Source organism: Erwinia sp. MYb416 (genome assembly GCF_037479575.1).
GTDB classification, from domain to species: domain Bacteria; phylum Pseudomonadota; class Gammaproteobacteria; order Enterobacterales; family Enterobacteriaceae; genus Erwinia; species Erwinia rhapontici.
On record NZ_JBBGYT010000438.1, the window covers coordinates 1,228,080 to 1,253,758 of the forward strand.

Below are 25,679 nucleotides of genomic sequence, written 5' to 3' on the forward strand. Positions count from 1 at the left end.
GATTGCCATGATGAAAACCCATCATTCTCAAAGTTATCTGATACTCAGCGCTTTATTATTCTTTTTCTTTGTGACCTGGTCCTCTACTGGCTCACTGCTCTCTATCTGGCTGCATCAGGAAGTCGGTCTGAAAGCAGGGGATACCGGAATCATCTTTTCAGTGATGTCGTTTTCCACCCTGTTTGTGCAAATTTGTTATGGTTTTATTCAGGATAAGCTCGGTTTGCGCAAGAACCTGCTTTGGTTTATCACGGCATTGTTGATCTTTTCCGGCCCGGCTTATCTGCTTTTTGGTCATCTTCTGAAAGTGAATGTCTTTCTTGGCAGTTTTTTTGGTGGTGTCTATATCGGTCTGACATTCAATGGCGGTATTGGTGTTCTGGAATCCTACACCGAGCGTGTCGCACGCCAGAGCCAGTTTGAATTCGGAAAAGCAAGAATGTGGGGGTCGCTGGGCTGGGCGGTGGCAACGTTTTTCGCCGGGCTGCTGTTTAATATAAACCCGAAGTTAAACTTCGTGGTCGCCAGCTGTTCCGGTCTGATCTTCTTTATGCTTTTGATGCGGTTGCGCGTCTCTTCGGCACCACATGCGATGCAGGAGGCCGTATCAGGCGGAAAAGTCACGCTGGAAGATGCGGTTCGTCTGCTGACCCTGCCGCGCTTCTGGGCTCTGGTGTTCTTTGTGGTCGGGACCTGTATCTACGGCGTCTACGATCAGCAGTTCCCGGTCTATTTTTCCTCACAGTTCCCGACGCAACATGAAGGAAATGCCATGTACGGATATCTGAATTCATTTCAGGTGTTCCTTGAGGCTGCTGGCATGTTCTGTGCTCCATGGCTGGTCAATCGTATCGGTGCCAAAAATGGTCTGATTTTCGCCGGAATAGTGATGGCGATGCGCATGATCGCTTCCGGCTTAGTGGAAGGTCCACTGCTTATCTCCATCACTAAGCTGTTACATGCCGTTGAGCTACCGGTACTGTTAATCTCTATCTTCAAGTACAACAGTCTTAACTTCGATAAACGGCTCTCCTCCACGCTCTATCTGGTGGGCTTTGCCTGTACGAGTTCAGTGATCGCCACCGTGCTGTCACCCCTCGCAGGCTACAGCTACGAAAAATATGGATTTGCCCAGTCCTATCTGGTTATGGGGCTGATGGTGTTCTGTATCACCTTTATTTCCATCTTCTTGTTGCGCTCCGGTAAACCCACCCGGGATCCGCAAATACCGCAACTTTCTACTATTTGAATGAAAAGAGTGAAGACTATGACGTACTCAATTGCTAACGCTGAACATGAACTTGAGGCTAAACGCGAGAGGCTAAACCTGCGCTGGTACCCGCATTATCACCTGGCCGCAAGGGCTGGCTGGATTAACGATCCTAATGGCCTGGTGTGGTTTGATGGTTGGTATCACGCTTTTTACCAGCACCATCCGTATTCCACTCAGTGGGGGCCGATGCACTGGGGACATGCGCGGAGCAAAGATTTGCTTCACTGGGAGCATTTACCTGTTGCGCTGTCCCCGGAAGGGCCGGAAGACAAAGACGGGTGTTTTTCTGGTTCGGCGGTGGTTGATGGCGATACCCTGTCGCTGATTTACACCGGACACAAATTTCACGGCGATGTCGGCAATGAAGAGAACCTTTATCAGGTGCAGTGCCTGGCCACCAGCACCGATGGTATTCACTTTAAGCGTGAGGGGATCATTATCGATACCCCGCCGGACTTGCATCATTTCCGCGACCCTAAGGTATGGCGCGAAGGGGATAGCTGGTACATGGTCGTCGGTGCGCGCGTTGGCGATACCGGGCAAGTCCGGTTGTATCGCTCAGCCGATCTGCGTCAGTGGCAGGATGAAGGGATCCTGGATGAGGCAGAAAACGGAATGGGCTTTATGTGGGAGTGCCCTGATTTCTTTACCCTTAATGGCAAACGTGTCCTGATGTTTTCCCCGCAGGGGATCGCCGCGCAGGGTTTTGAGAACCGCAACCTGTTCCAGAGCGGCTATCTGGTGGGTGACTGGCAGCCTGGAGAGCCGTTTGTCCGCGCAGGGGAATTTGCCGAAATGGACAACGGACATGACTTCTATGCCCCACAGAGCTTCCTGACGCCGGATGGCCGCCGCATCATCATTGGCTGGCTGGATATGTGGGAGTCGCCGCTGCCGGAGCAACAGGACGGCTGGGCCGGGATGCTGTCTCTGCCGCGTGAGCTGAGTCTTGATGACAACAATCGCCTGCAAATGCGGCCCGCGAAAGAGGTCGACGCGCTGCGTCAGGCCTGGTTCCCCTGGCCTGTCAGTACCTTGAAAAATCAGCAGATCCTGATGGCGGAAAAAGGGGAAGCCATGGAAGTTGTGCTTCACTGGGATTGCGCAAACAGTGACGCGGAACAGTATGGACTGAGTCTGGGTGAAGGCCTGCGTGTTTATGTTGATACACAGATGCAGCGTCTGGTGCTTGAGCGCCGCTATCCGCAGTACGGATTATGTGGCACGCGTAGTGTACCGTTGGTGCCCGGCGCTCCTCTGGCTTTACGTATGTTTATTGATAGTTCTTCGGTCGAGGTATTCGTTAATGACGGTGAGGCGTGCCTCAGCAGCCGAATATATCCTGATGCCGATCGCCGCGAATTAAGTTTATTTGCCTGGCATGGAACGGCGACATTATCAGATGCCGGAGCCTGGCAGCTGGGATAATCCATAGTGAGTGTCGAAAATAACCTGTCCTGGAGGATGGGCGGGTTATTACTGTATTTATCTCTGGGCTGTATTTACACCAAAATGATGCATTACTATAAATAATAAGAAGGTCTTTCCGATGAATAAAATCTGGCTCGGATGTATTTTGACGTCTGTACTCTCCTCAGCAGCGAATGCACAGGATGCGCTTTCACTCGAACAACGGCTGGAACAAATGGAGCAGCGACTGAAAGTCACGGAACAACGCGCTGCGACTGCGGAGGCAGAAATTCGCGTCCTTAAGCAGGAGAAGCAAGTATCCCCTGTGGTCAATAACGTTCCCGCCACTCCTGCTCTTCAGCTCACTGGCAATAGTGATATAAAATTTTATGGTGATGTTGAATTTAATATGGATGGTGCCAGCCGTACCGGTAGCCTGACGTCGGTAAAAACCAGTAGTAATAAAAACTGGGCCCCCGGAGATAAAGAACGCTGGGATATGAATGGTCGCATTCTCCTTGGGTTTGATGGTCTGCGAAATGGCATTAATGGAAAATATGCTGGATTTAGTGTTCAGCCACTGGCTGATATCAACGGGAAAATGAATCTCGATGATGCGGCATTTTTCTTTGGTCAGCAGAATGACTGGAAAATTAAAATAGGTCGCTTCGAGGCCTGGGATATGTTCCCGCTAAACCAGGATACGTTTATTGAGTATTCCGGGAACACCGCTAACGATCTCTACAGTGACGGCTACGGTTATATCTACATGATGAAAGAGGGGCGTGGGCGTAGCAGCAGCGGTGGCAATTTCCTGCTCAGTAAAACCCTCGACAACTGGTATTTCGAACTCAACACGCTAATAGAAGATGGCAGTTCGCTATTTGTCGACAATAACTATCACGGCAACGCGTTAGATAACCGAAAAAATGTGGTTTATGCCCGCCCGGTCGTGGCCTGGCAATCCGGCGAGTGGTCGGTCGCCGCCGCTGTCGAAAGCAACCTGGTGAACAACGCTTATGGATATCAAAATACGCAGGGTGTTTGGGTCGATCAGTCAAGCCGGACAGGCTACGGCATGACCATGAGCTGGAACACACTCAAAACCAATGCAGAAAACGGCGCAGTCGTTAACCTGAGCACCGCATATCTCGATGCCGCTGACGAAAAAGATTTTAGCGCAGGAATTAATGCCTTATGGCATCGCGTGGAACTTGGTTACATCTATGCGCACAACAATATCGACAAGTTCAATATGGCCGGCCTGGCCAGTGACTGTGACAGCGACTGCGCGATCCTTGCACCGGGAAAATATGACATTCATACCATCCATTCTTCATGGCAGCTGCCTGACATCATGGATATGCCTAACTTCAATATTTATCTCGGGGCCTATGCCTCATGGCTTGAATCACCGGCGGTTAAAACGGGCAATACCGATAACCGTTATGGCGCACGGGTGCGTTTTAAATATCTTTTCTAACTCTATTCATTGCGCTAAGGAGGTCAAATGAAAATCTGGACATTGGGTGACGCGGTAGTCGATTTGATGCCTGAGGGGATGATGCAGTATACGGCGTGTGCGGGCGGCGCACCGGTCAATGTAGCCGTTGGTGCTGCACAGTTGGGATGTGATTGTGGATTTATTGGCAGGGTAGGTGATGACCCTTTCGGTCATTTTCTTCAGGACACGCTTGCTGAGAAGAATGTTGATACACAGCATATGCAATTTGATGCCGAACATCGCACCAGCACAGTGGTGGTTTCCCTCGGTGAAAACAGCGATCGCAGTTTTACTTTTTTGGTCAATCCCTCGGCAGATCAGTTTTTGTCTTCCACGAATCTGCCGGATTTCGGCAACGACATTTTGCATTTTTGTTCGCTGGCGTTGGTGGCTGTGGATTGTCGCGAAACCCTGGTGCGGGCAGTGGATCAGATTAAACAGCGCGGAGGGATGTTAAGTTTTGATCTTAATCTACGTGAACAAATGTGGCCGGACCCCATGATCATGTCTGATACCGTGCGTCATTTTGCACGCGAGGCGGATATTCTCAAGCTTTCAGAAGAGGAGTTGTACTGGCTGGCTGGGACAAACCATCATGAGAACGCGCTGAGTTTATTAATGGAATACCCTTCATGCCTGAAAGTGGTTACCAGGGGGGTAAACGGTGCAGACGTATTGTGGCAGGGCAAGTTTGTTCGCGTAAGTGCATTCGAGGTGGAAAGCCTGGACACAACGGGAGCGGGGGATGGCTTCATGGCAGGGTTGCTGGCAAGCATCGCACAGGGAAATCCACTGGATGATTTAATACAACTCGAGAAAGCTATCACACCGGCCAGCGCCTGCGGAGCGCTGGCGACGACGCAAAAGGGCGCATTGACAGCATTACCCGATAAACAGGGTGTTAAGCAGTTTATTGATGCTGAAAATATGCTCTCATTTCATGTGCATACACCCCAACTCCAGGGATTAAAAACAGCTAACTCTGACGGATTACGTGCTGTGCGGTAAACGAGATTTTCTTTTCACTTATCGCATCATCGCTTTACGGGCACTGATGCGATATTTGAGATACCAGAAACGTTAACTGCCGGGATTAACTAACGGGTACAGGCGGTGTTGATTGCAAACGTTGAAAGGTTTTTCAGAAGGCCTGAGACTGCGGATTTTAGTGTCGTTCTCCTCGTTGAATCTCAATCGTATACAGATTCGTGAAGATGCATGAAACATAAATTTGGCTCTTCTGACTGGGATCGCCTTTGCCAGTAACTGGCTAATAAGTAAGGTAAATCTGAATTTTATTTCTGTCAAGACAACCAGAATGACCACCGTTGGGGGCTCCATAAATCTGGTATGAGTGTTCCGCAGCATGGGTGAACATTACTATTTTACTCTCTGGAAATGAAGCGTAGCCAGAGGTAACGTCGAAGGTGTTTATCCAGTCGCTGAAATACGTTAGCGATTATCTCTTCTGCACCGGTGTAAGTCCCTGCATAGGGGAACCCAGCCGCTTCAGTCCATGTCGCATTGGGGGACAGGACAGCAAGCAGGTTCTTTCCATTTTCTCCAGAGGTACCTTCATAAGTCGCGCGTATAATTTCCACATTACTCTTCATTATTCTATCCCCAACTCATTTCGCCCTTGGCGACTTTTGCACCAATTTGTAAAGCGACACTCATGCCAGCATCAGGATAACGTTTTGTCATGGCTGCAATCAGTTCGCTACTGTCGCCGGCCAGACTAAGCTCGTTCTCAAAAGCCAGAAGATAGTCGCGGGTATAGGTTATTGCTGAAATATCGGTAGTACCCTCAGATAACATATGCCCTGCGATGACCGTCGTGGGATGTCTGGATGCCATGGTGTCCAGATTTTTTATCCAAAGTGCGCGAGCCTCTGGACCTTGAGTGTCGGCGGTCCACACATGGGTACCAGAGAACACCAGTACACCGCCAAAAATGGCGTTAAGCGAAGGTACCCAGAGATAACGACGGTTAGCGAGGCCATCAGCATCGATAATTTCGAGGGCCTGGCCTTCGAGAGATAACGCATCCTCGTCAAAGACCTCGGGCATAACGATGTCTGACAACGTTTGCGGGCCGTTGTCCTGGAGTTGTGGGCCCCACACTGCCAGTTTCTTATCAACACTTTTCTTAATGGCGTCGATTGTCGACGATGCGGCAACGACACGAGCTTCCGGAAAGGCTGCTCTTACCGGACCGAGGCTAAAGTAGTAATCAGGGTCGCTTTGGCTAATATAGATTGTGGTCAGCTTTTTACCTGTTTTCTGGATAGCCTCTGCCAGCAGTCTGCCATCGGCGAGCGTAAAACCACCGTCAATAAGTACGGCTTCCTTATCGCCAGAGATCAGCACTGGCGAGCGATAAAAACCGTGCTCGCCGGCAGGAAAATGTGTCCAACTCAGGGGAATGTTCTTCCCTGCATCAGGGACGTTGGTTTGTAGTGTCATCGTATTTTTCCCCTTCTGTTAAAGTGGTAATTAGGTGAGCATTGCTTTCACCAGACGTTATGAATTCACTAACTGACGTACCCATTCATGAGGGTTTGAAAACAATATGCTTGAGTTTAGCATCCAGCGCTTTGAGCCGGATTCGGCAATAAAAGTGGGAACACCGCGTGCGCCAAATTCCCGTATTAATCGTTTCGCACGCTCAGTACGAGTATGGTTTGCTTCGAGCAAGTCTGCTGTAGGATCCAACACTTTCTTCGCTGCATTTTCCAACCCCTGAGAACTTAACACACCCGCAAGAACCGACAATGACGTGACGTCAAGCCCCTCAACATAACGGGCGCGTTGTATTGCTTTCAGCGCTTCAATTTCCCGCGAAGGGTTTGACAGCGATACTGCAGTAATCGCAAGCGTGGCTGAACCACTGTCAAATTTTTTCTGCTGGTCATGAAGCACTTTTTCGCGATAAATCTCGGAAAAAGGCTGCCCGGTGATATTAGAAATTCGCTGGTCGTTTTCCCACGCAAAAGCAGCAAATTCATTGTTCATGGGACGTGCACCGGCATCTGAAAACAGGCCGGTTGGCATGAACTCAAGTTTAATACCCGGAATGTCATTTAGTTCAGTAAGCACAGGTGACGCGCCGTAGCACCAACCGCAAAGTGGATCGAATAAGTAATTAAGAATCATGTTCACAGGTGCCCCCTATTTTTAAAAGTAGCTCATCATAGAAAACTTTCATTGGATATTAAATACATCCATGGTAAACAGCTTGTCATCTAAAAACATACAATTGGAATGCGATAGTGAGAAAACTGGGAAATATCAGACGCCTTGCCTACTTTGTCTCCGTGGTTGAAGCTGGCTCATTTACTGCAGCTGCCGAGCGTTTGGGTATAACTAAAGCGGTAGTCAGTCATCAGGTCGCGCGTCTTGAAGAGGAGTTGAACACCACTCTTCTTATCCGTACCACTCGTACCATTCGCTTAACGGATGCGGGAAAAGTCTTTTATGAGCACTGTGCGTCTATTCTACGTGAAACAGAGGAAGCCTTTGCAGAGTTAGACGCACTGGTGGCTGAGCCCTCTGGGACATTGAGGCTGACAGCGCCTTTTGACTATGGGATCAGCGTCGTCGTTCCAGCTATCACTGCATTCAGTCAGCGCTATCCAGACTGCAAAGTTGACGCCGTGATAAGTGATAACAAGTTTGATATCGTGGACAAAGATATAGAAATAGCCATCCGTGTGGGCTGGTTAGATGACTCACATTTGCAGGCAAGGAAAATCGGGCACTTCCGGCAGCTGCTGATAGCCCCGCGCAATATGCAGCCGCAGGTAGAAAAAATTAATAAACCACAAGATATCAAACCACTGCCTTTTATAGCCAATACAGCTCTGCGTGAACCTTCTCAGTGGCATTTCACGCTGAATGGATCGGATCAACAAAGTATCAACGTTCAGCCCTCGATATTCATTAATAACACACTGGCGGTCCGTGAAGCGGTGAGAGAAGGTGCAGGCATCTCTGTGTTGCCGGATTACGTTGTCAGTGATGATCTTATTTCTGGCCGCTTAATTCAGGTGCTCCCAGAATGGGAACTACCTTCAGGTGAGATTCATGCAGTTTTTCCCGCATCTCGATTTCGCCCGACAAAGGTACGCTCATTTTTAAATATATTGATGGAGAAAGATAAAGAGCGCTGATTGTGCTTATCTTTTGCATGCCAGTTTTGATTCAGGAATACGCAGCATACCGGTCATCGTGGCAATTTCAGCAACCGTAGACGTGTTATCTTCCACGAAGATGGCAATACCAGGTCATCAAGGCTGAGCGCTCGTAAGGGAGGAGCCTTCCTTAGACGATGTGATCGACTTTCGGGAAATTAGCATTCATAATAACATCTTTATTTTCCTTTAATTTTGACTTTACGTTTGAATTTTTCGCATTCTATTTCCGGCCGTCATGCATAGATGGGCCCGGATGATTGATTTTCCGTCTATGTTATTTAGTATTTTATGCTCCGACCCATGATTTTGGCTGGCTCCTTCCCGCGAAATAAGCCGATAAAGCAATACACGCACTTAAAACACTGCACAAACAAAGATAGGCATTCAGGGCTTTTTCCTGGGAGAAATGATCCATCATTACACTCAGCGAAAACGGCAACCAGTTACCCACGTATCCCACAATGTAAAGAAGGTTTATCAGGTGGTGCCGCTGACTCTGCCTGGCGACCACATTAACGATAGTGGCGGCACCGACCAGTATTGCCCCATAGGCGAATCCTTCGAGCATCACGGCTATGAAAAGAAGGAAGGGATCCGTTGTGTATACACTGCAGAGGACGATCAAAACCGCAGCAAGTTGGGTAACAATTCCGATTTTCAGCGATGAATAATGGTGTTTTTTTCTCATCACTATCTGGGTGATACCTGCAATCAGTAGGAATACCGACAGTGAATAGCTTACCAGCTGCACGCTGGTAACATTGAAGTAGGTGCGGGCGAGGGTGGGCCCCTGGGACATAAACGTGGACGCCATCGCCCATGAAAGAAATATGGCCATGCAGCAGACGATGACGTCCCGGAAAGAGAGCGCCTTATGACCTTGAGCGTTGACATTTTTCCGTTCACCGGTTACGGGCGTACTGTGCCTGTTAATCACCAGACGACTGCCCCTGATCGCAAATACTGAAGCTGTAACCAGAATAAAAAGAATTACGTAGGGAGCCTTAAGTGCATAAAAACCGCGATGCACGATTTCCCCCGTTATTAATGGGCCAATAGCCTGTCCAAGGATCAACGAGGCAGAAGCCGTCAATGCCGCAGTATTACTTACTTCCGTATCAAATAATTTAATCAGCGAGCGGTTAATATAGGCCATTAAAATACCTGAACCCAGACCCGTAACAAATCGGCCGAGGAGAAGTATCATAAGGTTATCTGCAAACATCATTAGTAGTGATGACAGCAAAACGCATGCCAGACCTGCATAGAGAGGTCTTGTATACAGGTCAGTCCTGATATTGAATTTGGCAGTAAATGCCAGCGCGAAAAGTACACCTGCCGCATAGACGCCAAACACCGCCATTATCTGAGAAGCGCTGAAGCCATATAAACTGATGTACACGGGATAGAGTGGAGTGGGAAGGCTGCTGCTCAGCATTCCGGAAAAGAAAGCCAGGGCCAGTGCCATCCCTGCCCGTGATGTTTGTCTGTCTGACATAGTAATTTATTGTGTCCTGGAAAATGGATTCGTTCTGTAAAAATCCATAAAACAGTAACACGATCCGTTAGCGACGGGATTCGAGCAGCAGGAATACCCACTGTGACGTAGTTTCACAGTGGGTATTAAAATATGACCTGAGGGACAAGTAGTAAGGGCTGACTGAAAATTCAAATGTTCCAGGGATGAAGGGCTATCTGTTTTTCCATGAATTCAATAAAACAGCGGATGCGTGGGCTAAGATGCTGCCTTTTTGCGTAAATTATATAGAGCGGCTCTCTGACAGGAGACTGGAATGCCTTCAAAAGCGGGATTAATCTTCCTTCTCTGATATCCCGGTGAACGTGGAAGTCAGCCAGCCGGACGATACCTTCTCCCTGAATGGCAAGATCGCGCAACAAATCGCCCTGCGACACGGAGGCAACCGGTTTCACCGGGAATATGATGCTCTGATTGTTTTCGGCGAATAGCCACTGGTTCCAGTGGCTATCGAAATTAAAGTGAAAACAGCGATGCTCCATCAACTCACGGGGATGGGAGGGTATGCCGTACCTGGTGATGTAGGCCGGCGAAGCGCAGGTAATCCACTGACTCTCACCGATACGACGGGCGATTCGGGAAGAACTCGCAAGTACACCACCATAAATGGCCAAATCCAGCCCTTTATCAAAGTCATCCCGGTAAACCGGCCCCGTTTCAATATCAACGTTGAGGTCAGGGTAGGCGTCAATAAACTCGGACAACCATGGAAGGATATGATAACGGGCAAAGGTAGTCATAGTACGGATTTTCAGCTGCCCGCTGATGCGTGATGGCATATCTTCAGCCAGTGAATCAGCCTCCGTCATTGCGTCAACGACTGCCCGGGCACTGTTAAGATAAACGTGTCCCTCTTCGGTCAGCGTTAACGTTCTCGTTCCGCGATGGAAGAGTCTTACCTGTAATCTCGCCTCAAGCCGGCTGATGAGTTTACTCATTGCTGAAGGCGTCAATCCGTTTGCCCGCGCGGCGGCAGAAAAGTTGCCGTATTCATACGCCCATATGAATGCAAGCAACTGATTATAATTATCCATTATGTCCCCGGTCATTTATGTGAAGATGTTTAGCGCTTCCGAGGCAGGAGCCTGAAAATTTCATTTGTATCTTCTGAACATCAGGAACGGCTCTGATGATTCTTCAACCGAAAGTAAGTTGCCCGTCAAATGCCGGTTTTCTCCATCACCATCTTAATGGGAATATCACGGTGAATAAGTTTCAGAGCCATTCACGACCCTTTATGAGGTTTTAACCCCTGCCGCCATCGCAACCACTCTGCCCTCGTTGCTACGTTCTAATATTCGTTCACGTTCCGCCTCTGCAACGGCTGCAAGGATCTGAATAACCATTTTACCCGTCGTTACTTCAGTACTCAGCCCATTATTCAGAAGCCTGATGGCTATCTCTTTTTATAACATGTGTCGACGATTTTGATCATGTCAGACGTATTACGGCCCAGTTGGTCCATTTTGGTACAGAGGATAATGTCCTCCTGTTCTGCACGGACCAGCAGTCGTTGCAGTCCTTCGCGCTCGTCCATATCTCCCCACATCATGTCCGTAAAAAAGCGATTTTCCTCCCCCTGGGGCTGCGGGATATGTTTTCAGGTACTACGCCAGCGCATCTCCCATGCCCCGATAAAACAGGGCTACAGCTGTTCAGCCAAAAATGAAAAGGGCGCATTTTCCTCTGGATCGACATACGTATAAACACCGCATATGGTGAATAGCGTTATCATTTCCTTAACATCTTCAGGCACGAAAAGCGTGTGCGTTCCACCCTTTTAATCTGAGAGGCGATGACGTCGGGTATAATCCCGAGGCGAGCATCCGATCACGCGTTTAAATGCCGTGCTGAAGGCGCTTTCAGATTCATAGCCAAGGGACGGTGCAATTGCTGAAATTGGAAGCCCTGAATTAAGTAACTTTTCACCGGCCAGCATCATGCGCCATTGTGTTAGATATTCCATCGTAGTTGTGCCGACCACCTTTTTAAAATTTAAGGCAAAAGCCGAACGTGACATTCCGGCGTAATTCGCTAATTCCGCGAGTGTCCAGCGATGCGCCGGGGTGGAGTGCATCGCATTAAGCGCCGCAGCGAGCTTCGGATCGGCTAACGCATAAAGCCATCCCATACCACCGTTTTTACTGCCTTCATTCATATGCATCCGTAGCGCCTGAATCATTATCAAATGTGCCAAATGTTCGGCAGTCAATTCACTGCCTGGCCGTTGCTCAGAAAGCTCCTGAATCATGAGGTTAACCGACCAAAGTAAAACCGCCTGGTCAGCTTTTGCCCGGTAAAAAAACGACAGGTGGCAACATTGAGAGCAAGATACCGGCATGGCGCTGGCCAAAAAAAAAGCGACTGCCTACCATCAGACAATTTCCGCCGCCATTGTGGCTGATAACCCCCTTTATCCTTGGGGACGCAAAGACTTCATTAGAATCTACCGACGGTAGCAAAAGATTGCTGGCCATGACAAATGGCCGTCCTCCGGGTAACAGAAAGCTATCGCCGGCGCTCAGGGTAATAGGGTCATCAACACCCTCTATCGACAGCCAGCAATGCCCCGACACGATTGAATAACATTTTATTCCCGCATTGGAAGGAAAGCGCAGCGCCCATTCTCCGCCAGCATCTAATGCGGTGGAGACATAACCGCGTGGTTTAAGCAGCGCGAGAACATCAGAAAGGGGATCCATAGCTAATTTGGACGATCTCAAAGATAAAGGGGACGTTATAGCATAGTGCGGATTAAATTTTTCTCCTATGGTATCTGCTCGACTTTACAGTAAGAGGTTTTTATGACGGATATCAGTCACGCAGGCACATATTCTCTTGGCGATCGCAGCGTAAACCGGCTTGGCTATGGCGCAATGCAATTAGCAGGGCCGGGCGCATTTGGACAACCGCGGGATTATGATAAAGCGGTAAAAGTGCTGTATGAGGCGGTCAGCGCTGGCGTAAATCACATTGATACCAGTGATTATTACGGTCCACATGTTACCAACAGACTGATACGAGAAGCGCTTGCGCCTTACGCACAAGATCTAACAATCGTCACGAAAATTGGTGCAGTACGCGGCAATAATGGTGAGTGGATCCCTGATTTATCGCCCGGGACGCTTACCCGTTCAGTGCATGACAACCTGAAAAATCTTGGGCTGGAACGGCTTGAAGTCGTTAACTTAAGGATAATGCTTGGTGTGGATGGTCCAACTGAAGGTTCCATCGAAGCGCCACTGACCGTGCTTGCAGAGCTTCAGCAACAGGGATTAGTGGGACATATCGGCCTGAGCAATGTTACCGCGATGCAGATTGAGGAAAGCCGTAAAATCTGTGAGATTGTCTGCGTGCAAAACCATTACAATCTGGCTCACCGCCAGGATGATGCCTTGATAGATACCCTGGCACAGGCGGATATAGCTTATGTCCCATTTTTCCCCCTTAACGGTTTTAGTCCCTTCCAGTCATCCATTCTGACTGAAGTAGCTGAAAACCTGAATGCGACAGGAATGCAGGTCGCTTTAGCGTGGCTTTTGCGCCGTTCGCCGAACATTCTGCTCATTCCGGGCACCTCATCTTTGGAGCATTTACGAGAAAACCTCGCAGCGGCTGCACTTTATTTACCTGATGAATCGATTACGGCACTGGATAGTATTGCAGGCTAAGGATTCAGGATACCAGTGGGACACCAAGCAATGCCGAACGGGCGGTTATGTTCGACAACACGTTAGGCGACATCATGCTGTATTTGTTGCCCAACACTGGCGCGTTGTCGGCGCGGCTGCATTTGGAGAGGGGCCAGGCGTGCTGGTCGCCTCATGCTAGTTGGCCAAACCGAGTACCCTGGGGGGGGGGATGACGTCCGGCGATTTACAAACCACGCTGATGGGTATCGGAAATCTATCTTGATACGATCTAGTTTCAAAATGACTACAGTTAGTTTCTCAACGTGATTTTTCGCACGATTGGCCCTCTAGCCCGTAAGAAGATGGGATGTCCGCCCTGTGCCAGAAGCGGAAGTTGGTAAGCCTTGGTTCTATTGAGCATTAGTGAGTGCTAATGGATACTTGCCGTGGATGAGGAATGTTGGATCGTTACCAATAGACAAACCTCCACGCCAGGAATTATTTTATAAGTTAGAAATATTAATCCAAAAGAACCTGGTCAATAAATGCGCCGTAAAAATATTAACGATTATCAAGCCTTTATCGCAGTAGCCCGAGAAAAAAGCTTCACAAAAGCGGCCGCTCAATTAGGTGTCTCACAGTCGGCGCTGAGCTACACCGTAAGGACTCTTGAAGCAGATCTTGGTCTTCGTCTTCTTACACGTACCACACGTAGCGTTTCTGTGACAGAAGCTGGCGAACGGCTACTTTCCCGTATAGGACCACACTTTGACGAAATTGAAAGTGAGATCGCCGCGCTCAGTGGATTGAGAGAAAAACCCGCTGGTACTGTGCGTATTACTGCCGTTGAACACGCAGCCGATACAATACTCTGGCCTAAGCTCGCCCCGGTGATGCTTGAATATCCCGATATCAACATTGAAATTATCAGCGAGTACGGACTCAAGGATATCGTCGCTGAACGTTATGATGCTGGAGTTCGGTTGGGCGAACAGGTCGATATGGATATGATTTCCCTGCCGCTTGCCAGAGACTTCCGTTTTGCAGTGGTCGGAGCACCCTCTTATTTCATGGGGAAGACATATCCGGTCACGCCTCGTGATTTAAACGATCATAGCTGTATCAGATTACGCCTGCCCACTCATGGCGGATTCTATACCTGGGAGTTTCGCAAGGATGAGACTGAAATTAAGGTCCGTATTGATGGACGAGCGACTTTCAGCACCATAAATATGATGAGGCAGGCCGCCCTTGATGGACTGGGACTTGCTTATCTGCCGCTAGATACCGTGGAGAATCATCTTGAAAACGGGATGTTAGTCCAGGTGCTGACAGACTGGTGTCCACCGCGTCCCCCCTATCATCTTTACTACCCCAGCCGTCTGCAACATTCTCCGGCATTTGCACTTGTGCTCGAAGCACTCCGCGCCCCATAACCTTTGAGCGCTGTTTGTACTGGTCTATATCGAACTCAGTTTCTTATAACCCTATTAATAAAACCTCCTTCTAAGCCCATGCGAAATTAAGCCTCTAATTTCTGAATATTAAAGAGATTAAGATGGCTGCTGAAACAATCTGTGTTCTTTCAGCGGCCAGGGCCGTCATCATGTAAATGAAGGAGTCTTGCAATGAGTAAAAAAGCAGGCGGGTTAAGCCGCCGAAATTTTATCCTGACGAGTTCAGTGGCTTCAGCAGGATTATTGATGGCGGGTCATGTTTCAGCCCTGCTCTCACCAACACCTCGTACATCTGGCACCACGACACACGTAGATAGCGTCACAGTCAGCAGTGTCCTGTTCCGGAACAATGAAATAATGATGTCCGGAAACGTCTATGTTCCCCCGGACTTCAGCGAAAGCCGTCAATACGCTGCAATTGTCGTTGTCCACCCAGGCGGTGGTGTTAAGGAACAGACTGCGGGCCTTTATGCCCTCAAACTGGCTAAAGAAGGATTTATCACCCTGGCGTTTGATGCCTCCCATCAGGGGGCTAGTGGCGGATTACCACGTTTTATTGATGATCCCATGAAGCGAGTCGTCGATTTCTATAGCGCAGTCGATTACCTGACCACTCTTCCTTATGTCGATAATAATCGTATCGGCGCATTAGGCGTTTGTGCAGGCAGTGGTATCACGGTTAAAGCATCGATGACGGAACGCCGAATCAAAGCGCTGGCAACAGTCAGTGCCGTAGATGTTGGGGCGGCGACCCGTAAAGGTTGGGAGGGAACAACATCAGAATCTGAACTCATTCCAACTCTGGATGCGGTTGCTAAACAGCGCACAATCGAAGCAGCAGGCGGCGCACCGGTTTATGTCAACTATGTGCCCCAATTGGGTGATACCAGTGCCCCAAAAGATCTTCAGGAAGCTGCGGACTACTATCTAACCGAACGCGGAAAATATCCGACTTCCACCAATCAAATGCTGATGACAAGTATCAGTACGCTGGCATCTTTCACCGGATTTGAAGGGGCGGATGTCTATTTAACACAGCCACTACTAATTGTAGCTGGTAGCAAAGCTGGCTCGCTCTGGCACAGCCAGGAATTACACAAAACTGCTGCTTCTGTTCAAAAAACGCTGCATATCATCCCAGGTGCGACGCACATGGATCTCTATGATGGTCAGGGGGCAACAGTTGCAGCGAGTCAGCTGACTCCTTTCTTCAAAAATAATCTCGTACAGGTATAACTATCCATGAAACAAACTCCACTTCTTGAAAGATTTCCACTGGGTAAAGGTGTGACGCTGCGCAACCTTATTGTGATGGCCCCGATGACGACCTGGGCGGGTAATGATGACGGCACGGTGTCTCATGAGGAAGAAGCATATTATCGTCGACGCGTTCAGGACATCGGGCTGGTCATTACTGGTTGTACACATGTTCAGGAAAACGGCATTGGGTTTACGGGAGAGTTTGCTGCGTATGACGACAAATTTATTCCCGGTTTAAAGCGCCTTGCTATTGCTGCCAAAAGCGGTGGAGCACCGGCAATCTTACAAATATTCCATGCAGGTGTGAAAACCAGCCCTGAACTGGTTTCGGATATTGTAGCTGCAAGCGCTATTACCGGTGACGCCGGTCCTTTCGCACCGTCCGTTACCCCTCGTGAACTGACATGCGCTGAAGTCGAAACGGTTATTCAGGCTTTCGGTGAAGCAACTCGCCGTGCGATTGAAGCAGGATTTGATGGTGTTGAGTTACATGGTGCTCATGGCTTTTTACTTCAGAACTTTTTCTCACCTCATTCCAACCGAAGAGATGATCAATGGGGCGGTTCACTTGAAAAGCGTATGCGTTTCCCACTCAGCGTCATTGAAAGTGTGCGTAATACGATTGCTGAGCATGCAGCCAATCCCTTCCTGATGGGATACCGCATTTCCCTGGACGAGCATTATGAAGATGGGTTGCGCATTGATGAGTCGCTTCAACTGGTTGACCGACTGGTCGATGAGGGTATTGATTTTCTTCATGTATCACTCGGTAATGCACTTGAAGCCAGACCCGTTGATGCACCGAATGGTCCCAAAGTCATCGAAATCGTGCGCGACCACCTTGCTGGACGTATACCTCTGATTGTTGCCGGGCAGTTACGAACACCAGAGCAAGCCGAGGATGCTGTTAAAGCAGGGGTATCTTTGACGGCAGTAGGTCAGGGTATGGTTATGAACCCAGACTGGGTTAAATTCGTAGATGGCAAAGCTGAAGGAAAAATTGCTCTCAATATTGCTGCATCAGACGTAGAGCAACTTGCTATACCCCAGAAACTGTGGCGTGTCATTGAGGATACAACTGGTTGGTTCAACATTCGTTAAATACGGCCTAACCGTAATATGACAATTAGAATCAACTTGTCATTGATTCATTTCAGAACCTGGAAAGTTCTTACATGGCTGGATTTCGGGATTAACTGGGTTACGGCCATGTAAATTTTATCTTATCCCTTTAAGTCCTCTTCAAACTAAAGGGACATTATATCAGGCATAACGTCCGCTCCTCGCTCAAAGCAGAAAGTCTGATTTGAGTGTGTTCTACCTCAGAACACTGCTATATCAGGTCTGAACTGACACCGTTGGATTCAGGTTCTTAACGCCAGCCTTAACCCATTTCACCGCCGCGAACCAAGGTGCGCTACGCCCGGTTATGCCGGTCAGATGTTTTCTCCTGCGTGTCTTCCGTTCCGAATCAACTTTCGGTTAATCGTTTCCCAACACAATCCGTCCCGCAAGAGTAAATGGCACGCATCCAAAGCACATCGCTATTTGATGGATAAAATCTGAGCCTGTTAGCGATTTATAATCACGCAAAGCAAAAAGCCCGCTCAGGTTTCCCTGAGCGGGCTTTTCTAATTTGGCTCCTCTGACTGGACTCGAACCAGTGACATACGGATTAACAGTCCGCCGTTCTACCGACTGAACTACAGAGGAATCGTGTGAACGGGGCGCATGTTAACGGCGTGTCCGGGAAATGTCAAAGGCCTATTCCACTCTGTCGGTGCGTTTGCTGGCAAAAGCAGCAGTGTGAGGGTTTTTTATCTTGATTGGACAATCTTCAATCTCTGCGCCAGATCTCACTTTGTTGCGATTAGCTGGCCGATGTTAGAGGTGTGTCAAATTTTTGTTATTTGCTGATTTTAAAACATGCGTTTCGATGCTTTCATAGTGAAAGTTTCAATTAGAGTTATTATGAAACAAAAAAACTGCTCTGCGGTAACGTAGACGGGGATGAAAGAAAAAGAAACAGTGGGTTGTACATAACGTGTTGTTGTAAAGAGTAAAAGTAGGTCCCGATACGCAGTAATAAGAAAGATAGTTTTACCCGAGATAGTCACCCCCTACACTTTAATAAAGCCGTCGGTGAGGGTGTGTGAATGTAAAAGAAATTTTTCATTCGCAGAATCCGTAACCTTCGCAAGCTAACGATAATAAGGGCCTGGACATGAACGTGAAAAAAACAATTTTAGCGTCACTGTTAGTCTGTATGTTACCTGTTACCAGCTTTGCCAAAGACCTGCAAGTTGGCGTCTCTATGGCATTGTTTGATGACAACTTTTTAACGATTGTCCGTAACTCAATCACTAATGAAATGAAAACGGAAGGCGTGAAAGGCCAGATCGAAGACGCCAAAGGTGACGTCGCACAGCAGCTGCAACAGGTTCAAAACTTTATCGGTCAGGGCGTTGACGCCATTATCGTTAACCCGGTGGATACCAACGCCGTTAAACCTATCGTTGATCTGACCACCAAAGCCGGCATCCCGCTGGTGTTTGTCAACCGTAAACCGGCTACCACGCTGACAGGCAAAATGGCGTTCGTGGGTTCTGACTCCGAGCTGGCGGGTCGCTTGCAGATGGAAGCACTGGCAAAACGTATGGATTACAAAGGTAACGTCGCCATCCTGCTGGGTGACCTGGCAAACGAAGCAACGCGTGAGCGCACCAAAGGTGTGAAAGCGGTTGTGGCGAAATACCCTGGCCTGAAAGTGGTTCAGGAACAAACCGCGAAATTTACCCGTAACGATGCCGTTGACGTCACCAGTAACTGGCTGACCGCCGGTGATGATATCCAGGCCATCGCCTCTAACAACGATGAAATGGCTATCGGTGCCCTTCAGGCATTAGGTAAAAACGAGCAGAAAATCCTGGTGGCTGGCGTGGATGGTACCCCGGATGCATTGCAGATGATCAAGAACGGCAAAATGGTTGCCACCGTATTCCAGGATGCCAAAGGGCAGGGTTCTGGCGCAGTTCAGACCGCAGTGAAACTGGTGAAAGGTGAGCAGGTTCAGAAAATCGTGGATATCCCGTTCCAGCTGATCACCAAAGATAACTATGAAAGCTTCACCAGCAAGAATCTGAAATAACTTTCGCTGAACTCGTAGTACGGAGGTAGTTAAATGACCGCATATGCGCTTGAAGCCGAAGGCATCAGCAAATTCTTCCCGGGTGTGAAGGCGTTAAGCAACGTCTCATTCCGTATCAAGCCGGGAACGGTGCATGCTCTGATGGGTGAGAATGGCGCAGGTAAATCCACTTTAATGAAGTGCCTCATCGGGATTTATCGTCCCGATGAGGGGCAGATTCGTATTAAAGGGCAACCTGTGCAGTTTACCGACACGCTGGATGCACTGCGTTCGGGAATTTCCATGATTCACCAGGAGCTTAATCTGGTACCGCATATGACGGTCGCCGAAAATATCTGGCTGGGTCGCGAGCCGATGAAATTCGGCTTCGTTGACCACGGTAAGCTCAACCGTTTAACCAAAGATCTGCTGGTTAAGCTGAATATTCGTCTGCGTCCCGATCAGATGGTGGGCGATCTTAGTATCGCCTCCCAGCAGATGGTGGAGATCGCCAAAGCGGTTTCCTGGAACTCAGACATCGTGATTATGGATGAACCGACCTCAGCCCTGACGGAAACCGAAGTGGCGCATCTGTTCACCATCATTCGCGACCTGCGTGAGCAGGGCAAAGCCATCATCTATATCAGCCATAAAATGGATGAGATCTTTGCGATTACCGATGAAGTCAGCGTATTCCGTGACGGCACCTGGGTGGCGAGCAATGAGACGTCGAGCTATACGCGACAGTCGCTGATCACCCAGATGGTGGGGCGTGAACTGACCCAGTTGTTCCCAAAAACAGACAGCAATATTGGCGAAGATGTTCTGACGGTACGCAGCCTGACGCGTAAGGATGTGTTCCACGATGTGAGCTTTAGCGTACGTCGCGGGGAGATCCTTGGGGTGGCGGGTCTGGTGGGTGCCGGACGCAGTGAAGTGATGGAAAGTCTGTTTGGTATGACATCAATAGACAGTGGAGAGATCCTGATTGATGGTGTGCCGACCAAAATTGATTCACCGGCCAGTGCGATTGATAAAGGACTGGCGTTCCTGACCGAAGACCGTAAAAAGTCAGGCCTGTTCCTGGTGCTGTCGGTGATGGAAAACATGAGTATCGTCAAAATGACTGACTACAGCGCCAAAGGCGGCTTCGTCAATCATGCCAACATGGCGAAAGACTGTCTGGAACAGATCAAACGTCTGAATATCAAGACGCCAACCATGGACCAGATCATAAACAACCTCAGTGGCGGTAATCAGCAAAAGGTATTAATTGCCCGCTGGCTGCTGGCACAACCGAAGATCCTGATTCTTGACGAACCTACCCGTGGTATCGACGTCGGCGCAAAAGCGGAAATCTACCGTTTGATCAGCGAACTGGCGAGCCGTGGCGTTGCCATCATCATGGTGTCCTCTGAACTGCCGGAAATTATTGGCATGAGTGACCGCGTGATGGTGATGCACGGAGGACGTATTACCGGCATCCTCAATAAAGAAGAAGCCGACCAGGAAACCATATTGTCGTTGGCGTCCGAGTAAGGGCGTGAGGTAAACAAACATGAGTGATGTGAAAATGACAACGCAACAGTCAGCTGAGACACCGTCGTTCTTTAGTAATCTGAAAGGCAAACTGCCGAAAGATACCGGTATTTTTGTGGTGATGGTCGGCATCGCGCTGATATTTGAGGCCTTCGGCTGGTATGTTCGCGATCAGTCATTCCTGATGAACCCGAACCGCCTGGTGCTGATTGTTCTTCAGGTCGCGATTATCGGTATTATTGCGGTCGGGGTGACTCAGGTCATTATTACCACGGGGATTGACCTGTCGTCCGGTTCGGTGATTGCATTGACGGCGGTGGTTGCCGCCAGTCTGGCGCAAACCTCTGAAAGCCTGTCACCGATGTTCCCTTCGCTGGTGGATATGCCTGCCGCGCTGCCGATTAGCGCCGGGATCGGGGTCGGTTTGCTGTGCGGTATCGTCAACGGCGTGCTGATCACGAAGACCGGTATTCCGCCGTTTATCGCCACGCTGGGGATGATGGTATCGGCGCGTGGTCTGGCACAGTATTACACTCAGGGTAACCCCATCAGCTTCCTGTCCGATGGCTTTACGTCGATTGGTCAGGGTGCAATGCCGGTGATTATCTTCCTGGTGGTGGCGGTGATCTTCCATATCGCGCTGAAACATACCCGCTACGGTAAGTATGTTTACGCCATCGGCGGCAACATGGTGTCGGCGAAGGTTTCCGGCATCAACGTTAATAAATACCTGATCATCGTTTACACCATCGCAGGCGGTCTGTCTGGCCTGGCGGGTGTGGTGCTGGCGGCGCGTGTGAGTAGCGGCCAGTCAAGCATGGGCCTGAGCTACGAGCTGGATGCCATTGCCGCGGCGGTTATCGGCGGTTCCAGCCTGATGGGTGGGGTAGGGCGTATTACCGGCACGCTGATTGGTGCGGTGATCCTCGGCCTGATCAAGAGCGGCTTCACCTTCGTGGGTGTTGATGCCTACATCCAGGACATCATCAAAGGGATGATTATTGTCGCCGCGGTATCGATTGATATGTACCGCAACCGTAGTAAGCGTTAATTCGGGTGGGACCGGGCGGGCCAGAATTCAGGTCCGCCTTTTCCATTAACCTCCTGCACATCCTCAACGCATTTCCTGCACCATCCGCGTGCAACCCCGCAAAGGGACCTGACCTGCCAGACATCCCACCTACGCATCATCCCAGTACCTGTAATCAGATTCTCTTATTTTACCGCCTGTTAGCCCATATCCCGGACGCCTTGTCACTATTAGGAAAATTCTGGCACGCCCCTTGCAATTACCCTCGGGTCAGAATGAAAACTTATTACAGACGCCAGCATTACTGGCACTCGGGGAACCGTGACGGAGGCAAAATGAACTTAAGACGACTGAAGTATTTCGTAAAAATCGTCGACATCGGCAGCCTGACTCAGGCGGCAGAAGTCCTGCATATTGCACAGCCAGCTCTCAGCCAGCAGGTGGCAACACTGGAAAACGAACTTGACCAGCAGTTGCTGATCCGCACCAAACGCGGTGTCACGCCGACCGACGCGGGTAAGATCCTCTATGCCCACGCCCGCACTATCCTGCGTCAGTGTGAACAGGCGCAGACGGCGGTGATCAACGCCGGGCAGGCACTGGCAGGGCAGGTTTCCATCGGCCTGGCACCGGGGACCGCCGCCTCTTCGCTGACCATGCCTTTGCTGCAAACCGTGCGCGAACAATTTCCGGATGTGCTGGTGTATCTGCATGAGAACAGCGGCGCGTCATTAAACGAAAAAGTGATGAGTGGGCAACTGGATATGGCGGTGTTGTATGACCGTTCACCGGCCGCGGGCATCACCAGCATTCCACTGATGAAAGAAGAACTGTATCTGGTGGGTGCCAGCGCCTGTCCTGGGCAGACTATCGACCTGACCGATGTGGCAGAGATGAATCTGTTCCTGCCGCGTGATTACAGCGCCGTACGTAAACGTGTGGACGAAGCATTCTCTCTGCGTCGCCTCAGCGCACGCATCATCGGTGAAATTGAATCTATCGCTACGCTGACCGCCGCCGTCTCCAGCGGCATGGGCGCGACCGTGCTGCCAGAGTCTGCCGCGCGGGCGTTGGTGAGTTCAACCAATGCCTGGATGGCGCGCATCACCAGCCCTGCGCTGAACCTGCCGCTGTCCTTAAACGTCTCTGCCACGCTGCCAATGTCACCGTCCGCGCAGGCGGTCAAAAACATTCTGTTGTCGCTGCTGAATAATCCAGTGACAGAAGATCGCGAACTGATGCTGGTCAGTTAAATGCCTTTGTGCCGGGCGCGCCATCGCGCGCCTCACTTCCTGCCGCTTCGCCTCCCTTATCGCTAAAAAGCATATAAAACCTCTTTTTATTATTTGTTGCTATCAATGTGCGTCCTTAACATGAAGGAAACCAACAGATAACAGAGGGAGGAGCGCGCGTGAATTTTCAGCAACTTAAAATCATTAAGGAAGCAGCACGCTGCGAGTTTAATCTTACCGAAGTGGCGAATGCGCTGTTTACCTCCCAGTCTGGGGTCAGCCGCCATATACGGGATTTGGAAGATGAACTTGGGGTCGAGATTTTTATCCGCCGGGGTAAACGCCTGCTGGGGATGACCGAACCGGGCAAAGCGCTGCTGACCATTGCAGAACGTATTCTTGATGAAGCGGGTAAAGTGCGTCGCCTGGCTGATGTGTTCACCAACGAATCCAGCGGCGTGCTGACGATAGCCACAACCCATACTCAGGCGCGCTACAGCCTGCCGAAAGTGATTAAAGCGTTCCGTTCGCTCTATCCCAATGTGCGTCTGGAACTCAATCAGGGATCACCGCAGGAGATTGTCTCCATGCTGGTGGCGGGGGAGGCCGATATCGGCATCGCCAGTGAGCAGGTCGTTAACAACCCGGCGCTGGCTGCCTTCCCGTGGTTCAGCTGGCACCATGCGCTGCTGGTGCCGAAAGGGCACGAGCTGGAGCAGCAGCAACCGCTGACGCTGGCGGCGCTGAGCCGTTATCCGCTGATCACCTATCGCCAGGGGATCACCGGGCGTTCGAAAGTCGACCGTGCGTTCCACGCCGCCAGTCTGAAGCCCGATATCGTACTGAGTGCGCAGGACTCGGACGTGGTAAAAACCTACGTTGAGCTGGGCCTCGGTGTGGGTGTACTGGCCGATCAGGCCTGCCAGCTGGATGAGCATTCGCCGTTGACCCGGCTCGAAGCGCGCCATTTGTTCGAGTCTAATACCGTCTGGCTGGGGCTGAAACGCGGGCAGTTGCAGCGTAATTTTGTCTGGCAGTTCCTGGAGCTCTGTAATGCGAACCTGTCGCTGGAAGAGATCAAACGCCAGGCATTGTCGCTGAACGAAGAAGAACCGGTGATCGACTTCCAGATCTGATTCTGACATGGCGTTGGGTGCAGCTATATACTGACACCCCTGCGTCTTCCGCCTTATCGGCTGACGGCCTAAGCTCCGGGTACATTCTATCCGGGAGCTTAAGCCATGACCTCATCTCTTCCCCGTTCTTCCTCCGGCCCGCTTTATGCGCTGGCCTTCAGTATGTTGATCTCCTCGATGGGCAGCAGTATTGCGAACGTCGGTCTGCCCACGCTGGCGGCGGCGTTTGATGCCTCTTTTTAACAAATACAGTGGGTGGTGCTGGCGTATCTGCTGGCGGTGACGGCTTCCGTGCTGGCGATGGGGTGGCTGGGCGATCGTTTTGGTCGCCAGCGGCTGCTGGGCTACGGCGTGCTGCTGTTCAGTGTGGCATCGCTGGGCTGTGGGTTGGCAACGCATATCGGCTGGCTGATTGCTGCCCGCATTCTGCAAGGTCTGGGCGGCGCGATGATGATGGCGAATACGCTGGCGCTGGCGATCCAGGTGTTGCCCGCTGAACGCACCGGGCGGGCAATGGGGCTGCTGGGGACCGTCTCTGCCATCGGCACGGCGCTGGGGCCTGCGCTGGGTGGCCTGCTGATTACGGGTTTCGGCTGGCAGGCGCTGTTTGTGATCAACCTGCCGCTTGGGATGATCGCATGGGGAATGGTGCAGCATTTCCTGCCGTCTTCTGGCGCGCCGGATGACGCTATGCCCCGTGGATCGCTGTTTTCACTGCTGCGTCAGGCGGCGCTGGTACGCGGCCTGCTGCTGAGTATGGCGGTTGCCATGGTGATGATGACGACCTTTGTTGTCGGGCCCTTCTATCTGAGCCATGGATTGCAGCTTTCCCCGCGCCAGACCGGGCTGGTGATGGCGGTGGGGCCACTGGTGGCCGCCTTCAGCGGTGTACCTGCCGGGCGTCTGGTGGATCGTCTTGGGGCGCAGTCCACAACGTTAATCGGTTTAGTCGCGGTGGCGGGGGGCTGCCTGTTACTGGCTTTGTTGCCGCCCGGCGCCGGTATTGCGGGTTATGTGGCGGGCCTGATGCTGCTGACGGCGGGTTATGCGCTGTTTCAGGCGGCGAATAATACGGCCTTACTGAAAGGGGCCGACCCGGCGCGGCGCGGTCTGGTTTCCGGGTTGATGAATCTGGGCCGGAACCTGGGGTTTATTGCCGGTGCGGCGCTGATGGCGGCAGTGTATGCCGCAGCCACACGGTACGGTGATTTTGCGCCCGATCTGGCATCATCCCACGGGATGCGACTGACGTTCGGGCTGGCGGGTGGAATGGTGGTGATCGCCCAGCTTGTCTTGTACGGGCACGCCCTGCGCCACTCTCAACGGCAGTAAGAATGCCGACTGGT

23 protein-coding genes, 1 tRNA gene and 1 pseudogene are annotated in these 25,679 nt (G+C 50.6%); 16 read left to right on the forward strand and 9 right to left on the reverse strand.

The window, feature by feature from the left end; translation table 11 throughout:
* Window positions 1–7 precede the first annotated feature (7 nt).
* The 4 genes from WH277_RS15295 to WH277_RS15310 all read left to right on the forward strand — a co-directional run bounded on the left by WH277_RS15295 (window position 8) and on the right by WH277_RS15310 (window position 5,195).
* A complete protein-coding gene (locus WH277_RS15295) occupies window positions 8–1,249 on the forward strand; it encodes an MFS transporter (protein ID WP_133843203.1) in 1,242 nt (413 codons plus the stop codon).
* 18 nt (window positions 1,250–1,267) lie between these two features.
* Entirely contained in the window at window positions 1,268–2,701 is a 1,434-nt protein-coding gene (locus WH277_RS15300; protein WP_339505883.1) for a glycoside hydrolase family 32 protein, read from the forward strand.
* A gap of 121 nt (window positions 2,702–2,822) precedes the next feature.
* Complete coding sequence (locus WH277_RS15305) at window positions 2,823–4,166, forward strand: carbohydrate porin (protein ID WP_259149728.1); 1,344 nt, start codon at window positions 2,823–2,825, stop codon at window positions 4,164–4,166.
* Between the two features lie 27 nt (window positions 4,167–4,193).
* Window positions 4,194–5,195 (forward strand): aminoimidazole riboside kinase, encoded by a 1,002-nt coding sequence (locus WH277_RS15310; protein ID WP_339505884.1) that lies wholly within the window; start codon window positions 4,194–4,196, stop codon window positions 5,193–5,195.
* A gap of 377 nt (window positions 5,196–5,572) precedes the next feature.
* Here WH277_RS15310 and WH277_RS15315 read toward each other — a convergent pair whose 3' ends face one another.
* From WH277_RS15315 to WH277_RS15325, 3 genes are read right to left on the reverse strand one after another with little or no spacing between them, the layout of a single operon-like run.
* A complete protein-coding gene (locus WH277_RS15315) occupies window positions 5,573–5,800 on the reverse strand; it encodes a nuclear transport factor 2 family protein (protein ID WP_339505885.1) in 228 nt (75 codons plus the stop codon).
* A gap of 4 nt (window positions 5,801–5,804) precedes the next feature.
* Window positions 5,805–6,653, reverse strand: coding sequence for an MBL fold metallo-hydrolase (locus WH277_RS15320; RefSeq protein WP_171149672.1), 849 nt, complete (start codon window positions 6,651–6,653; stop codon window positions 5,805–5,807).
* 57 nt (window positions 6,654–6,710) lie between these two features.
* The gene (locus WH277_RS15325; RefSeq protein WP_339506368.1) at window positions 6,711–7,343 is read right to left on the reverse strand and encodes a DsbA family protein; all 633 of its coding nucleotides are present in this window, start codon (window positions 7,341–7,343) and stop codon (window positions 6,711–6,713) included.
* 116 nt (window positions 7,344–7,459) lie between these two features.
* Here WH277_RS15325 and WH277_RS15330 point away from each other — a divergent pair, with 116 nt between their 5' ends.
* On the forward strand, window positions 7,460–8,359 hold the full coding sequence (locus tag WH277_RS15330; RefSeq protein ID WP_197931305.1) for a LysR family transcriptional regulator: 900 nt from the start codon (window positions 7,460–7,462) through the stop codon (window positions 8,357–8,359).
* 310 nt (window positions 8,360–8,669) lie between these two features.
* Here the strand turns inward: WH277_RS15330 and WH277_RS15335 are convergent, their stop codons facing one another.
* From WH277_RS15335 to WH277_RS15360, 5 genes and pseudogenes are all read right to left on the reverse strand, one after another.
* Complete coding sequence (locus tag WH277_RS15335) at window positions 8,670–9,851, reverse strand: MFS transporter (protein ID WP_159336956.1); 1,182 nt, start codon at window positions 9,849–9,851, stop codon at window positions 8,670–8,672.
* 200 nt (window positions 9,852–10,051) lie between these two features.
* Window positions 10,052–10,954, reverse strand: a complete 903-nt coding sequence (locus WH277_RS15340) for a LysR family transcriptional regulator (RefSeq protein WP_339505886.1) — start codon at window positions 10,952–10,954, stop codon at window positions 10,052–10,054.
* 201 nt (window positions 10,955–11,155) lie between these two features.
* Window positions 11,156–11,472 (reverse strand): annotated as a pseudogene (locus WH277_RS28715) (recombinase family protein).
* A gap of 228 nt (window positions 11,473–11,700) precedes the next feature.
* Window positions 11,701–12,171, reverse strand: a complete 471-nt coding sequence (locus WH277_RS15355; protein ID WP_339505887.1) for a helix-turn-helix transcriptional regulator — start codon at window positions 12,169–12,171, stop codon at window positions 11,701–11,703.
* Window positions 12,172–12,202: 31 nt separating this feature from the next.
* On the reverse strand, window positions 12,203–12,622 hold the full coding sequence (locus WH277_RS15360) for a cupin domain-containing protein (protein ID WP_339505888.1): 420 nt from the start codon (window positions 12,620–12,622) through the stop codon (window positions 12,203–12,205).
* A 102-nt stretch (window positions 12,623–12,724) separates the two neighbouring features.
* Between WH277_RS15360 and WH277_RS15365 the strand changes: the two genes are divergently transcribed.
* From WH277_RS15365 to WH277_RS15380, 4 genes are all read left to right on the forward strand, one after another.
* Window positions 12,725–13,591: an aldo/keto reductase family oxidoreductase gene (locus tag WH277_RS15365; RefSeq protein WP_133843224.1), complete on the forward strand. Its 867-nt coding sequence runs from the start codon at window positions 12,725–12,727 to the stop codon at window positions 13,589–13,591.
* A gap of 506 nt (window positions 13,592–14,097) precedes the next feature.
* Window positions 14,098–14,988, forward strand: coding sequence for a LysR family transcriptional regulator (locus tag WH277_RS15370; RefSeq protein ID WP_339505889.1), 891 nt, complete (start codon window positions 14,098–14,100; stop codon window positions 14,986–14,988).
* 192 nt (window positions 14,989–15,180) lie between these two features.
* On the forward strand, window positions 15,181–16,245 hold the full coding sequence (locus WH277_RS15375) for an alpha/beta hydrolase (RefSeq protein ID WP_339505890.1): 1,065 nt from the start codon (window positions 15,181–15,183) through the stop codon (window positions 16,243–16,245).
* Window positions 16,246–16,251: 6 nt separating this feature from the next.
* Window positions 16,252–17,370, forward strand: coding sequence for an NADH-dependent flavin oxidoreductase (locus tag WH277_RS15380; protein ID WP_339505891.1), 1,119 nt, complete (start codon window positions 16,252–16,254; stop codon window positions 17,368–17,370).
* Between the two features lie 536 nt (window positions 17,371–17,906).
* On the opposite strand, the gene WH277_RS15385 is transcribed toward WH277_RS15380, so the two are convergent.
* Window positions 17,907–17,982: transfer RNA gene (locus WH277_RS15385), tRNA-Asn, on the reverse strand.
* A gap of 511 nt (window positions 17,983–18,493) precedes the next feature.
* Between WH277_RS15385 and WH277_RS15390 the strand changes: the two genes are divergently transcribed.
* The 7 genes from WH277_RS15390 to WH277_RS15420 all read left to right on the forward strand — a co-directional run bounded on the left by WH277_RS15390 (window position 18,494) and on the right by WH277_RS15420 (window position 25,665).
* Window positions 18,494–19,417: a sugar ABC transporter substrate-binding protein gene (locus WH277_RS15390; RefSeq protein ID WP_159336954.1), complete on the forward strand. Its 924-nt coding sequence runs from the start codon at window positions 18,494–18,496 to the stop codon at window positions 19,415–19,417.
* Window positions 19,418–19,450: 33 nt separating this feature from the next.
* Window positions 19,451–20,935, forward strand: coding sequence for a sugar ABC transporter ATP-binding protein (locus WH277_RS15395; protein ID WP_133843232.1), 1,485 nt, complete (start codon window positions 19,451–19,453; stop codon window positions 20,933–20,935).
* A 19-nt stretch (window positions 20,936–20,954) separates the two neighbouring features.
* The gene (locus tag WH277_RS15400; protein WP_133843234.1) at window positions 20,955–21,986 is read left to right on the forward strand and encodes an ABC transporter permease; all 1,032 of its coding nucleotides are present in this window, start codon (window positions 20,955–20,957) and stop codon (window positions 21,984–21,986) included.
* 314 nt (window positions 21,987–22,300) lie between these two features.
* Window positions 22,301–23,218, forward strand: a complete 918-nt coding sequence (nac, locus tag WH277_RS15405; protein WP_133843236.1) for a nitrogen assimilation transcriptional regulator NAC — start codon at window positions 22,301–22,303, stop codon at window positions 23,216–23,218.
* 158 nt (window positions 23,219–23,376) lie between these two features.
* Window positions 23,377–24,333: an HTH-type transcriptional regulator Cbl gene (gene cbl / locus WH277_RS15410; RefSeq protein ID WP_133843238.1), complete on the forward strand. Its 957-nt coding sequence runs from the start codon at window positions 23,377–23,379 to the stop codon at window positions 24,331–24,333.
* A gap of 105 nt (window positions 24,334–24,438) precedes the next feature.
* A complete protein-coding gene (locus tag WH277_RS15415) occupies window positions 24,439–24,576 on the forward strand; it encodes a hypothetical protein (RefSeq protein ID WP_339505892.1) in 138 nt (45 codons plus the stop codon).
* Window positions 24,577–24,588: 12 nt separating this feature from the next.
* Window positions 24,589–25,665, forward strand: a complete 1,077-nt coding sequence (locus WH277_RS15420) for an MFS transporter (protein WP_339505893.1) — start codon at window positions 24,589–24,591, stop codon at window positions 25,663–25,665.
* Window positions 25,666–25,679 lie beyond the last annotated feature (14 nt).

Coding starts and splice junctions, on each gene's coding strand:
- nac (WP_133843236.1), top strand. CDS start 22,301: ATGAACTTAAGACGACTGAAGTATTTCGTAAAAATCGTCGACATCGGC.
- WH277_RS15370 (WP_339505889.1), top strand. CDS start 14,098: ATGCGCCGTAAAAATATTAACGATTATCAAGCCTTTATCGCAGTAGCC.
- WH277_RS15375 (WP_339505890.1), top strand. CDS start 15,181: ATGAGTAAAAAAGCAGGCGGGTTAAGCCGCCGAAATTTTATCCTGACG.
- WH277_RS15415 (WP_339505892.1), top strand. CDS start 24,439: ATGACCTCATCTCTTCCCCGTTCTTCCTCCGGCCCGCTTTATGCGCTG.
- WH277_RS15310 (WP_339505884.1), top strand. CDS start 4,194: ATGAAAATCTGGACATTGGGTGACGCGGTAGTCGATTTGATGCCTGAG.
- WH277_RS15365 (WP_133843224.1), top strand. CDS start 12,725: ATGACGGATATCAGTCACGCAGGCACATATTCTCTTGGCGATCGCAGC.
- WH277_RS15325 (WP_339506368.1), bottom strand. CDS start 7,343: ATGATTCTTAATTACTTATTCGATCCACTTTGCGGTTGGTGCTACGGC.
- WH277_RS15360 (WP_339505888.1), bottom strand. CDS start 12,622: ATGGATCCCCTTTCTGATGTTCTCGCGCTGCTTAAACCACGCGGTTAT.
- WH277_RS15380 (WP_339505891.1), top strand. CDS start 16,252: ATGAAACAAACTCCACTTCTTGAAAGATTTCCACTGGGTAAAGGTGTG.
- WH277_RS15340 (WP_339505886.1), bottom strand. CDS start 10,954: ATGGATAATTATAATCAGTTGCTTGCATTCATATGGGCGTATGAATAC.
- WH277_RS15300 (WP_339505883.1), top strand. CDS start 1,268: ATGACGTACTCAATTGCTAACGCTGAACATGAACTTGAGGCTAAACGC.
- WH277_RS15335 (WP_159336956.1), bottom strand. CDS start 9,851: ATGGCACTGGCCCTGGCTTTCTTTTCCGGAATGCTGAGCAGCAGCCTT.
- WH277_RS15390 (WP_159336954.1), top strand. CDS start 18,494: ATGAACGTGAAAAAAACAATTTTAGCGTCACTGTTAGTCTGTATGTTA.
- WH277_RS15305 (WP_259149728.1), top strand. CDS start 2,823: ATGAATAAAATCTGGCTCGGATGTATTTTGACGTCTGTACTCTCCTCA.
- WH277_RS15355 (WP_339505887.1), bottom strand. CDS start 12,171: ATGATTCAGGAGCTTTCTGAGCAACGGCCAGGCAGTGAATTGACTGCC.
- WH277_RS15400 (WP_133843234.1), top strand. CDS start 20,955: ATGAGTGATGTGAAAATGACAACGCAACAGTCAGCTGAGACACCGTCG.
- WH277_RS15295 (WP_133843203.1), top strand. CDS start 8: ATGATGAAAACCCATCATTCTCAAAGTTATCTGATACTCAGCGCTTTA.
- WH277_RS15320 (WP_171149672.1), bottom strand. CDS start 6,653: ATGACACTACAAACCAACGTCCCTGATGCAGGGAAGAACATTCCCCTG.
- WH277_RS15395 (WP_133843232.1), top strand. CDS start 19,451: ATGACCGCATATGCGCTTGAAGCCGAAGGCATCAGCAAATTCTTCCCG.
- WH277_RS15315 (WP_339505885.1), bottom strand. CDS start 5,800: ATGAAGAGTAATGTGGAAATTATACGCGCGACTTATGAAGGTACCTCT.